Raw genomic sequence first — 12,206 nt, forward strand, 5'->3', positions numbered from 1 at the left:
CCGTTCAGCGTTGACGGATCGGATATGAGTGCATGGAGCTGGATAGTCAAGCGGGAAAATCCAGGATCCGGGCTGCACTCTACATCGATGGCTTCAATTTGTATCATTCCGTCAATGATTTAGGAGAGCCCTTTCTGAAGTGGTGCAACTTCTGGAAGCTGGGGGAGTCGATCATCTCGCGCCAGTCGGAGGAGCTCGTTCGCGTCGTGTTCTGCACGGCCTATTACCCGGGCGATCACAGCAAGAAAATCCGCCACGAGCGCCTGGTCCGCGCCCTCAAACTGGTCGGCGTTGAGACCGTCCTCGGCCACTTCAGCCATGAAGACGCCAAGTGCCGGGACTGTGGCTCCACTTGGCAGAAGCCGACCGAGAAGGCGACGGACATCAATCTCGCGCTTAGCGTCTATGACGACGCAGTACAGGACGTCATGGATACTGCATATCTCCTGACCGCCGATACGGACCAGGCGGCGACAGCCAAGCTGTTCGCCAAGCGCTTTCCCGGCAAGAAGCTCGTCAGCGTCAGCCCCCCGGGCCGGACCCACTCGCAGCACATCCTGTCGCACACCCCGCACAAGATCGCGCTTAACCGGGAGCATATCGAGAGGGCGCTGTTCCCGGGGCTCGTCACCGCGGAGGGGCAGGCCTCCGTCATGCGCCCGCACGAGTACGACCCGCCGGCCGGCTACGTGATGTGGGACCAGCGTCCGAAGCCCGCGCCCAAGTCGGGGGCGAAGGCGGCCGCGCCGGCGGCGGCGATGCCCGAGCGCTGAATCCGCCGTGGCCTCAGGTTAGTTCCCCGCCGCGGTACCGCGCGAACGTCGACCGACCGTCCTTCCCAAACAGGACGACGTCGTAGGTATCAGGCTGCATGTCCTCGACCTCCATGCCGGGCGAACCGACCGGCATGCCTGGCACGGCCAGACCCATTCCCTCGGGTCGCTCCGCGAGGAGCCGCTTGATCGCCCCGGCCGGGACGTGCCCCTCGATCACGTAGCCGCCGACCTGGGCGGTGTGGCAGGAGGCAAGCTCGCGAGGCACCCCCAGGCGGATCTTGAGCGGGTTCACCGGGCCCTCGGTCACGGTGACGGTGAAGCCGGCCTCGCGCAGGTGGGTGACCCATCTCTCGCAGCAGCCGCAGCTCGGGTCCTTGGTCACCGCGACCATCGGCGGCCCCTCCGCCAAGGCGCCCCGTCCAAGCATCAGCCCCACCGCCAAACCCACGAGCACGGTACGTCTGGATGGCATCGCATCGCTCCTCATCGTCATCTACCGTTCGCTCTCACTCGGCCGCCTGCGGCAGCCGCATCGCCTCACCATCCGTCCCCTCGCGGACCGCGCCGGCCGGGGGCAGGCCCCGCCCCTTCACCAGGGCGTAGACCGCCGGGATGACCACCAGGGTCAGCACGGTCGAGGAGACCATCCCGCCGATCATCGGCACCGCGATGCGCTGCATGACCTCGGAGCCTGAACCGGTACTCCAGAGGATGGGCAGCAGGCCCGCCATGATGGCGACGACCGTCATCATCTTGGGCCGGACCCGCTCGACCGCGCCGACCATGATGGCCCGGCGCAGGTCCGGGCGCGCGAGCGGGCGTCCCTCGCGCTCGCACTGGGCGCGGACCTCGTCGAGGGCGTGGTCGAGGTAGACCAGCATGATCACCCCGGTCTCGGCAGCGACGCCAGCCAGGGCGATGAAGCCGACCGCCACAGCGACCGACAGGTTGAAGCCCATCCACCAGAGCAGCCACACCCCGCCGACCAGGGCAAAAGGCAGCGACAGCATCACGATGAGTGTCTCGGTCAGGCGCCGGAAGTTCAGGTAGAGCAGCAGGAACACGATCAGCAGCGTCAGCGGCACCACGACCGCGAGGCGCGCCTCCGCACGCTCCAGGTACTCGTACTGTCCGCTCCACTGCAGGGTCGTGCCCTGGGGAAGCCGCACCGCGTCTGCCACCGCCTTGCGCGCCTCGGCGACGTAGCCGCCGAGGTCTCGCCCGGCGATGTCGACGAAGAGGTAGACCGCGAGATGCCCGTTCTCGGTGCGGATCGAGGTCGGCCCTCGGGTGAGCTCGACCTTCGCCACCTCACCGAGCGGCACCGTGCCGCCGGTCGGCAGCGGCACCTGGACCTCTGTCGCGATGGCCCTTGGGTCCGAGCGGAAGGCGCGCGGGTAGCGCACATTGACGGTGTAGCGCTCGCGGCCCTCGACCGTGTTCGTCACGGACTGCCCACCCAGGGCCGTCGCGACGACGTCCTGCACGTCCCCGACCATCAGGCCGTAGCGCCCGAGCGCTTCGCGGTCCGGCGTGATGTCGAGGAAGTAGCCCCCGATGACCCGCTCGGCATAGGCGCTCGACGTGCCCGGCACGGCCCGCACCACCGTCTCCACCTGGCGGGCGACCCCCTCCATCGCCCTGAGGTTGGTGCCCAGCACCTTCACGCCCACCGGGGTGCGGATGCCCGTCGAGAGCATGTCGATGCGCGCGCGGATCGGCTGCGTCCAGGCATTCGACACACCCGGGAACTGCAGGGCCGCGTCCATCTCCGCCTTGAGGCTCGCGAGCGTCACGCCCGGGCGCCACTCCGCCTTCGGCTTCAAGGCGATGACCGTCTCGAACATCTCCATCGGCGCGGGGTCGGTGGCCGTGTTGGCGCGCCCAGCCTTGCCGTAGACCGAGGCCACCTCGGGGAAGCTCTTGATGATGCGGTCCTGGGTGGCGAGGAGCTCGCCGGCCTTGGTCACCGAGATGCCCGGCAGGGTCGTCGGCATGTAGAGCAGCGTGCCTTCGTCGAGCTCCGGCATGAACTCGGATCCGAGTTGCCGGGCCGGCCAAGCGGTCGCGGCCAGTACGCCGACGGCGAGCAGGATGGTGAGGAGTCGGGCTCGCAGAACGCCGGCGATGAGAGGCAGGTACAGCCAGATGAGGAGCCGGTTCAGCGGGTTGCGGTGCTCCGGGACGATGCGCCCGCGCACGAACAGCACCATCAGGGCCGGCACCAGCGTGACCGAGAGGAGCGCCGCCGCCGCCATGGCGAAGGTCTTGGTGAAGGCGAGCGGCCCGAACAGCCGTCCCTCCTGGCTCTCCAGGGTGAAGATCGGCAGGAAGCTCATCGTGATGACGAGGAGCGAGAAGAACAGGGACGGCCCGACCTCCGCAGCGGCCTCGACGAGGACCTCGACCCGCGGCTTGCCCGGGGGCGCCCGCTCCAGGTGCTTGTGGGCGTTCTCGATCATCACGATGGCGGCGTCGACCATGGTGCCGACCGCGATGGCGATGCCGCCCAGGCTCATGATGTTGGCGCCGATTCCGAGCGCCCTCATGCCGGCGAAGGCCATCAGGATGCCGACCGGCAGCATCAGGATGGCCACGAGCGCGCTGCGCACGTGCAGCAGGAACACGATGCAGACGAGAGAGACGACGATGCTCTCCTCGACCAGCGTGTGGCGCAGGGTGTCGATGGCCGCGTCGATGAGCTGCGAGCGGTCGTAGACCGGCAGGATCTCGGTGCCGGCCGGCAGGCTTTTCGCGACCTCTGCGAGCTTCGCCTTGACGCCCTCGATGACGTTGAGTGCGTTGGCGCCGAAGCGCTGCAGGACGATGCCGCCGGCGACCTCGCCCTCGCCGTTCATCTCGGTGATGCCGCGGCGCTCGTCCGGCCCGAGCTCGACCCGGGCGACGTCCCGGAGCCGCAGCGGCGTGCCGCCCACGGTCTTGAGCACGATGTTCTCGATATCGGCGACGCTCTTCAGGTAACCGCGCCCGCGCACCATGAACTCGAACTCGGACAGCTCGACCGTGCGCCCGCCGACGTCGGCGTTGCTCGACCGGATGGCGTCCCGGAGCTTGTTGAGGCTGATGCCCTGCGCGCGCAGCCGGTTCGGGTCCACGACGACGTTGTACTGCTTCACGAACCCGCCGACGCCCGCGACCTCGGCCACGCCCTCCGCGCGCGAGGCCCCGAACCGGATGACCCAATCCTGCAGCGACCGAAGCTCGGCGAGCGTCCGTTCCTTCGCGACGACGACGTACTGGTAGACCCAGCCCACACCGGTCGCGTCGGGTCCGAGGGTCGGCGTCACGCCGACCGGCAGGCGGCTCGCCGCACCGTTGAGGAACTCCAGCACGCGCGAGCGCGCCCAGTACGGGTCGGTGCCGTCCTCGAAGATGACGTAGACGAAGGACACCCCGAAGAACGAGAAGCCGCGCACCACCTTCGCCTTCGGAACCGTCAGCATGGCGGTCGTGAGGGGGAAGGTGACGACGTCCTCGACGGTCGTCGGACTTTGCCCGGGGTATTCGGTGTAGACGATGGCCTGCACGTCCGAGAGGTCGGGGATGGCGTCGAGCGGCAGGGTCTTGAGCGCCAGGACGCCGGTCGCCACCGCGAACACGGTCCCGATCAGCACCAGGACGAGGTTGCGGGCCGACCAGCCGATCAGGCGGGCGATCACGGCGTGCCTCCCGCGCTCGCCGCCTGCTGGTCATCCTTGGGCGCGGTCATGCCCTGCAGCGCCGCCTTCAGGTTGCTCTCGGCGTCAATCAGGAAGTTCGCCGCGGTAACCACGCGGTCACCGGCCGTGACCCCCTCGCGGATCTCGACGTAGCCCCGGCCGCGGAGGCCGACCGTCACCGGCTTCGGCTCGAAGCGCCCCTCGCCGTGGTCGAGCAGCACGACCTGGCGCTCGCCGGTGTCGATGACCGCGTCGTCGGGCACCGCCACCACTGGCTTGGCGTCGCCTGTCGCGATCTCGACGTCCGCGTACATCGACGGGCGCAGGGCGCCGTCGGGGTTCGGCAGCTCGACGCGCAGGCGGGCGGTCCGGGTCTCCATGTTGAGGTGGGGGTAGATCCGGGTCACCGTCCCGGTGAAGGTCCGGTCCGGGAAGGCCCGCACCCGCACCGTCGCCCTCTGTCCCTCCGCCACCCCGGCGAGGTCGCGCTCGGTCACGTCGGCCAGCACCCAGACGCGCGTGTGGTCGACGATGCGGAACAGGACGTCACCGGACTTGGCCTTCATCCCGTCCGAGACGTTGCGCTCGACCACGACGCCGTCCCGGGGCGAGGACCAGGTGATGGAGGGTGGTACCTTATGGGTGCGCTCGATCTCGTCGATGACCTCCGGCGGGATGGCAAGGTTCTCCAGCCGCCGGCGGCCCCCCTCGTAGCCGATGGAGGTCAGGTACTGGGCCGCGACCGCATTGATCTCGGGCGCGAACAGGCGCAGCAGCGGCTGCCCCTTGTGGACGTGGTCGCCGGTGGTGACCGGCTCGACCTTCTCGATGAAGGCGTCCGTGCGCATGGCGATGACGGAGATGCGGCGCTCGTCCTCCTCGACGCTGCCCGGCGCCCGCACCGGCAGAGACAGGACGCGGCGCTCCGCGAGCTCGGTCCGCACGCCCGTGCGCTGGACCTTGCCCGGCGCCACCTTCACGACGCCGCCCTCGTCCTCGCCCGCGTAGACGGGGATGTAGTCCATCCCCATCGAATCCTTCTTCGGCACAGGCGAGGTGTCGGCCAAGCCCATCGGGTTGCGGTAGTACAGCACTTGCCGGGCGTCGGACGTCGCCGCACCCTGCCCCGAAATGCCGTTCGCGGCCCTGTCGGCGGGCATGGCCTCGCCGTCCTCCGGGTCATCGAATCGCACGTCCTCGCTGGCACGCACGGCCCGGAAGACGCGCCCGTCGGCGGTCAGCATCGGCGCGAGCGAGTAGGCCGGCTTCCCGTCCGGGTCCCGATAGTAGACGACCGGCCCGGTCGCCTTCGCGGGGGACGGGGTGACCGGAGCCGGCTCGCCGGGGGGGCGGTGGGCGAGCCGGCTCCGCGCGCGCTCGACGAGCGCCGGCACGGGATTGCCACCGTGCCCGGCGACGTAGCCGGCGCTCCCTGCCACCAGCGCGGCGAGGGCACCGGCCGTCCAGCCCGCCCGGCTCATTTGACGGCCTGGAAGACGAGCTTGTTCTCGACTGTGCCCGTCTCGCCCTGGACCTTGGCCCCGAGCGACAGGCGCCAGCCTCCCGCCATCGAGAGCTTCGCCCTGAAGCGGTAGACGCCCGGCTCGGTCGAGGGGACCTGCTCGATCTTCGAGACCATCTCCTCCATGCTGTCGGGGGCCATGTCGATGCGCTTGGCGAAGATCACGGCGTCGGTCACCGGCTTGCCGGTGCGCCTGTCGACGAGGCGGACGGACAGGACGGCCTCGCCGACCTTCGCCTCACGCTGCACGAGCTCGAACGCGTAGTCCTTGATGTCGGCGACGGCTGGCCCCGTCAGGGCGGCAGCGAACAGCGCAGCCCAGAGGGCGCGCGAGAAGGATTTCCGGGTCACGTTTGTCGTCTCCTGAATGCGATGGATGGCCACGCGCGGACGCGCGTCACCGTGCCGGCGCAGGCGCCGGCGGCATCGGGTCAGGCTCTGGGAGGCTCTGGCGGCGGGGGGCCGTGCACGCTGGCGAACGAGGCCGCTTCGGGCCAAGCCGGCGCGGCGCACGTCGCCCCCGGCCTCGGGATGGGGACCGCGGTCGGCAGGAGCGAGGCGACGCCGGCGTTACAGAGCGCCTTTAGGGGGCAACCCGCCTTGGCGCAGTCCGGGTTCAGTGGCTTCTCGGGCGGGCAGCAGCGCATGTCGTCCATGGCCATGCCGGCCATGTCGGTCCCTCCCATCGCTTCATGGCCCATGCCGGGCATGGCCTCGCGGGACCCTTGCGCCTGCGCCGTCATGGAGGCGCGCATGCCCACGGCGGCCGCGGAAGCGGTCACCGGCGTCAGGGCGAGGCTGACAACCGCCATGAGCGGGAGCAGCCGCCGAAGGGCGAGCCAAAACGTCACGAATCGAGGATGCCAGTTTTCAGGGCGCGCATGAAGCCTCCCGGTTTCCCGCGCGCAGCGACCTGCAGGTGGCCTGGATAAGGCTTTCCACGGTGGGAAGGTCAAGCCCAGGATGGCAGCCTGACTTACGGTCGTCCCGGGTCAGGCCCTAGGGAACCAGGCGTCGCCCGAGCGGCCCTGCATCCGACGCCTCGATCATGGAGCGGATGCGGGCAGACATCGTGTCGACGGCGAAGGGCTTGGTCAGGACCGCCATGCCCGGTGCGAGATGGCCGTTCCCGAGAATGGAATTCTCGGCGTATCCGGTGATGAACAGCACCTTGAGGTCGGGACGGGTGACGCGGCCGGCATCGGCCATCTGCCGGCCGTTCATGCCGCCTGGCAGCCCCACGTCCGTCACCAGAAGGTCGATACGGACGTCCGACTGCAGCACCTTGAGGCCCGCGGCGCTGTCGGCGGCCTCGATGGCGGTGTAGCCGAGATCCTCCAGGATGTCGTTGACCAGCATGCGGACCGTCGGCTCGTCGTCCACGACGAGGACGGTCTCGCCCTGCTCGGAGCGGGGTAGCGTCGTCGCGACTTCGTCACCCGTGTCCTCGGCGATCTCGCCGTAGTGGCGCGGAAGGTAGACGCACACGGTCGTGCCCCTGCCGACTTCCGAGTAGATACGCACCTGCCCGCCGGACTGCTGGGCGAAGCCGTAGATCATCGAGAGGCCGAGTCCAGTGCCCTCGCCCAGCGGCTTGGTGGTGAAGAACGGCTCGAACACCCGCGCGACGACGTCCGGCGGCATGCCGGTACCGGTGTCGGTGACGCAGAGGGAGAGGTACTGCCCCTCGGGCATGTCATGCTGGCGTGCGGCCCGCTCGTCGAGCCATTTGTTGGCGGTCTCGACCGTGATGCGCCCGCCGTCCGGCATCGCGTCACGCGCGTTGATGCACAGGTTGAGCAGCGCGTTCTCAAGCTGCGGTGGGTCCACCAGCGCAGGCCACAGCCCGGATGCGCCGACGACCTCCACGGGAATGGCCGGGCCGACCGTACGCTGGATCAATTCCTGCATGCCGGAGACGAGGCGGTTCACGTCGGTGGGCTTGGGGGCCAGGGTCTGGCGGCGCGAGAAGGCGAGCAGGCGGTGGGTCAGGGCGGCCGCGCGCTTCGAGGCGCCCTGCGCGGCCGCCATGTAGCGGTCGACATCGCTGAGCCGTCCCTGTTGCATCCGGGTCTGCATCAGTTCCAGCGAGCCGGAGATGCCGGCGAGCAGGTTGTTGAAGTCGTGCGCCAAGCCGCCGGTCAACTGTCCGACCGCCTCCATCTTCTGCGATTGCCTCAGGGCTTCCTGAGCCGCCGCGAGTTCCGCCTCGCGCGCCTTCGCCACGCTCAGGTCGCGACCGACGGCGATGAAGTGCAGCCCGTCCGGCTCGGGCGCCACGGTCCATTCGATGGACTTCCACGACCCGTCGCTCGCGGCGATGCGGTTCTCGAACCGGGTTGGCCGCTTCGTGTCGCCCATCCGGACGAGGGCCGCAAGCGTCTGGTCCGTGTCGTCGGGATGCATGAAGGTCGCGTAGGGCCGCGACAGGAGCTCGGCCTCGGACCAGCCTAGCACCTGGGTCCAGGCAGGACTCACCGCCGACATCGTCCCCTGGTAGTTGGCGCGGGCCAGCATGTCCTCGGACAGGTTCCAGAGCCGGTCGCGCTCGGCGGTACGCTCGGCGAGGGTCGCGGCATGCTCCCTCTCCTCCGTCACGTCCCGCGCGCTGCAGTAGAATTGCCCGCCCTCGGGGACCGCGACCCAGGCTAGCCAGCGGTACCCACCGGCGGTGGTGCGGCAGCGGTTCTCGAAGCGGAGGACCGCCTCCCCGGCCCGTAGCCGATCCAGCGCGGCGTGGGTGGCCCTGACGTCGTCGGGGTGGACCAGCTCGACGAAGGGGATGCGTGCGGCCTCCGCATCGCTCCAGCCCAGCAGCGACTTCCAGGCCGGGTTGGTCCGGACGAAGAATCCGGCGTCGTCGGCGATGCCCAGGAGGTCCGTGGAGACCTGCCAAGTCCGGCTCAACTCGCGTGACCGTTCGGCGACCTGCCGTTCGAGGTCGGCGTTGAGGTCGCGCAAGGCCGTCTCGACACGGCTCCGCTCAACCGCGATGCGGGTCCTGCCCGCGACTTCCCGGATGAAGGCCAGGTCGTCCGGCGCCCAGTCCCGCACCTCGGCATGGTTGACGAAGAGGGCGGCCACGAGCCGACCCTGTTCGAGCACCGGCACGTTGACGAAGGCGTGCGCGCCGCGCCCCTTCGAGGCCTCCGCCGCGCCCGCCGTCCTATCGTCGCGCTCGACGTCCGCGATGCTGACGAACTCGCCGCGCTTCAGGCTGTCGATGAACGACCCGTAGGTCCGCAGCGGCACGACGCCGGCGAGGGTCTCGACGCCCGGTGCGTTCCAGTCGCGCTCGACGTGGAGCGTCTCGGCGTCGGGGTCGATGGTGCCGTATCCCACACGGCTGACCGCCAACGTCTCGCCGAGGACCTGCGAGGCCGCGAAAGCGATGTCGTCCGCCCTCGTGAGCTCATTGAACCGGTCGGTGATCCGCACCAGCGCCTCGCGCCGCGTCTCCGCCCGCGCACGGTCGGTGACGTCCGCGCCCTCGATGAAGATACCCCCGACCGTACCGTCGACATCCCGGATCGGTTGGTAGACGACGTCGACGAAGCGCTCGTCATGCGGGCCGCCCGGCACCGCCTGCACGGCGTAGCGGATGCCATGGAACGTCTGCGGCACGCCGCTGTCGTAGACCTGGTCGAGAATTTCCAGGAACCCTTGCTCGACCGCGTCGGGCAGGGCTTCCGCGACCGTCCTGCCTACGACGTCCCGGTGGCCGACGAGCTTCAGGTAGCGGGGATTGGCCAGTTCGAACCGATGCTCCCTGCCGCGCAGCACGGTCATGAACGTCGGGGTCTGCTCGAAGAGGCTGGCGAAGCGCTCGCGCTCGGCCGACAGGCGGCGCTCGGCCAGGACCTGCTTGGTGATCTCGGTACAGGCACAGAACAGCCCCGCGACCGTGTTTCTGTCGTCCGGGACGGGCGTGTAGGAGAACGAGAAGTGCGTTTCCTCGGGGTAGCCGTTCCTGTGCAAGGTGAGCTGGAGGTCGTCCATGTGCACCGGGTCGCCGGCATACACCCGATCCATCAGGACCCCGACCTCGATGCGGACCTCGGGCCAGACATCGAAGAACGGGCGACCGAGGGCATCGGGATGCCGGGCGCCGAGCATGGGGGCGTAGGCGTCGTTGTAGACGAGCGTACGCTCGGGACCCCAGCACAGGAACATCGGCTGGCGCGAGCTGAGCATCACTCGCAACAGCGTCACGAAGGCTTGCGGCCACCGGTCCGCCGGCCCGAGGAACGTCGACGCCCAATCGTGGGCGCGCATCCGCGCGCCCATGTTGCCCCCTCCTGCCAGGAAGCCCGGAGCCTGGGTCATCGGATCAGGCTTGCCCTTGCGCTAGCGGAGACCGTGTCGACCACGGGACCTGACCTACCGTGTGAGCCTCGTGCCGGGCTTTCACGCGCATCGAAGCGCGGGTGAACTCGCTGGCCGAGGTGTGCTTACTTTGGGTGGCTTGGCTTTTCGACCATCCGGCGACGGGCACGACCAGGGAGGTATGACGCGAGCGCTTGGCGGGCATGGCAGCGGCTTAACACGTTTGGCTGGTCGGGATGTCTCCCGTTTTGTCCCACCCGGCGTTCCGACGGAGCTTGCGCCGTCCGTCCCCGACCTATGGCGGCCCCGTCTCGGAACGCGGCAGGCCACTCAGGTCAGGCTCGAACTCCGCAGCTTCGAAGCTCCCTTTCGGGATGCCGCATACGGGCGGCGACCAGGTGCTGGCGACAGTGCGCCTGGCCGCCCCCCGACGCGTGCTGGAGAACCACCGAGTTGGCGCGCGCTACACTCGTAAGTGCGCGTCGCCCTGGCGACCGGCCCGGAGGGCGAATTGCCGGCCGATGTCCACCTTCCTCGGCCGGGTGTCCGGTCGCGGACACATCTCGTCGCGGACCCAGCGATCCAGCCACTAACGGCGTGGTTACCTCGTTGTTCGAATTGACCGATGCGGTTGCCGCCGGATGGCGGACAGTTGAAGCGGACGGTCGCGGCTGCTCTCCCCCGGGATGCAGGAGGCCGCCGAGGATCCTGCCTTCATCTTGGACGTGCATGGCAACGTCCCGAACTTCAAGCGAACGGTCCTGAACACCGGAGCCGTGTCCGGCGGACCAACCCACCGCAACGGCTCGCGCTCCGGCGGGGGAGAAGGTGCCCGACGGCAAGCCCGCGCACGCGGACAACGACTGGCATGCGCACGGGTACAGGCACGAAATGCCCGGCAGGAGATAGGAGTTCTCCGGGCGGCCCGTCCAAGCAGGCGGTGCGGACATGCGGATGCTACCCGAACTCGCGGGTTTTCGCGCCTGGCCGCGGGCATCGGGTACGCGCCCGCGAAGCCTCCCGCGCACGTTACTCCCCATGCGCCGCCCCCAATTCCGGCCTGCGACCTCAGTCGTCGAAGTCGTGGTGGTGATGGTGCCGCTCGAACCGGCGCGGCTCGTATTCGTCGCGGCGCGTGTGATGGTGCCGGACTACGACGTCGTCATGGTCGCCGTGACGGTAGACCTCGACATGATCGTGCGGCCGCCGTTCGCCATAGCCGCGCTCGTAATATTGGGCCGAGGCCGCGGCCGGCGCGATGACGATGGCCGCGGCCATCAAGCCTGCAAGGTGTCGCCGCATCGCTGTATCCTCCGGGGATTCGTATAACGGCAGGTTGCGCCGCCGCCGTTGAATGCGTTCTGAAACCGCCGTTCAGGCAACCGTCACGCTGGGTTCGCCGACCTTTCGAGGAGCGTGGGACTGGGCCGCCCGCCGATGCCGCCGTCCCGGCCCCGGGTCGACGTTCCGCTACACGGTGGCCGTGCTCCTCCACGATGGCGCGCTTGCGGGCGTCGCCGTGGCGGTGACACTCGCGCACCACCGTGCGGTCGTGTTGATGTCGGTCCTCGACGCCGTGCGCGTGATCGAGCTCGCGGTGCTGGTGGCCGCCAGCGTGCGCCGAACCTCGCCGAGGCCGTCGTCCAGAGGGACCCCCGGCAACGGCGCCTGGGATGCTGGTCCGCCACCCGCAAAGCATCGGGGCGCGGTCGTCGGGACTGCGGCACAATGGCTTGGAGCCTGTGCCATTGCCGCAAGCGGCGGCGCCCTGTTAGGTTGCCCGGGATAATCTTGCGACTTCTCCCCCCCCCCCCCCCCCCCCCCCCGGGGGGGGGGGGGGGGGCGGGGGGCGGGGGGGGGGGGGCGCCCCCCACCACAACGCGCACGGCCCGCCCCCCCCGG

8 protein-coding genes are annotated in these 12,206 nt (G+C 69.5%); 1 reads left to right on the forward strand and 7 read right to left on the reverse strand.

The genetic code is table 11. The annotated features are described in order from the left end of the window. Nucleotides 1–32 precede the first annotated feature (32 nt). The gene (locus HNR01_RS17895) at nt 33–773 is read left to right on the forward strand and encodes an NYN domain-containing protein (RefSeq protein WP_003602898.1); all 741 of its coding nucleotides are present in this window, start codon (nt 33–35) and stop codon (nt 771–773) included. Nucleotides 774–786: 13 nt separating this feature from the next. Here the strand turns inward: HNR01_RS17895 and HNR01_RS17900 are convergent, their stop codons facing one another. The 7 genes from HNR01_RS17900 to HNR01_RS17930 all read right to left on the reverse strand — a co-directional run bounded on the left by HNR01_RS17900 (nt 787) and on the right by HNR01_RS17930 (nt 11,606). Then, nucleotides 787–1,263, reverse strand: coding sequence for a DUF411 domain-containing protein (locus tag HNR01_RS17900; protein ID WP_026105495.1), 477 nt, complete (start codon nt 1,261–1,263; stop codon nt 787–789). Between the two features lie 19 nt (nt 1,264–1,282). After that, a complete protein-coding gene (locus tag HNR01_RS17905) occupies nt 1,283–4,456 on the reverse strand; it encodes an efflux RND transporter permease subunit (protein WP_003602902.1) in 3,174 nt (1,057 codons plus the stop codon). Further along, the gene (locus HNR01_RS17910; RefSeq protein WP_003602903.1) at nt 4,453–5,937 is read right to left on the reverse strand and encodes an efflux RND transporter periplasmic adaptor subunit; all 1,485 of its coding nucleotides are present in this window, start codon (nt 5,935–5,937) and stop codon (nt 4,453–4,455) included. The genes HNR01_RS17905 and HNR01_RS17910 overlap by 4 nt, the downstream gene beginning before the upstream one ends. Further along, on the reverse strand, nt 5,934–6,329 hold the full coding sequence (locus HNR01_RS17915) for a FixH family protein (RefSeq protein ID WP_003602904.1): 396 nt from the start codon (nt 6,327–6,329) through the stop codon (nt 5,934–5,936). The genes HNR01_RS17910 and HNR01_RS17915 overlap by 4 nt, the downstream gene beginning before the upstream one ends. Before the next feature lie 80 nt (nt 6,330–6,409). Beyond that, nucleotides 6,410–6,829, reverse strand: a complete 420-nt coding sequence (locus HNR01_RS17920; RefSeq protein ID WP_003602905.1) for a hypothetical protein — start codon at nt 6,827–6,829, stop codon at nt 6,410–6,412. 148 nt (nt 6,830–6,977) lie between these two features. After that, nucleotides 6,978–10,265, reverse strand: a complete 3,288-nt coding sequence (locus HNR01_RS17925) for a PAS domain-containing protein (RefSeq protein ID WP_003602906.1) — start codon at nt 10,263–10,265, stop codon at nt 6,978–6,980. 1,107 nt (nt 10,266–11,372) lie between these two features. Continuing rightward, nucleotides 11,373–11,606, reverse strand: coding sequence for a hypothetical protein (locus HNR01_RS17930; RefSeq protein WP_003602908.1), 234 nt, complete (start codon nt 11,604–11,606; stop codon nt 11,373–11,375). Between the last annotated feature and the right edge of the window lie 600 nt (nt 11,607–12,206).

Source organism: Methylorubrum rhodesianum (assembly GCF_014199985.1).
Taxonomy (GTDB): domain Bacteria; phylum Pseudomonadota; class Alphaproteobacteria; order Rhizobiales; family Beijerinckiaceae; genus Methylobacterium; species Methylobacterium rhodesianum.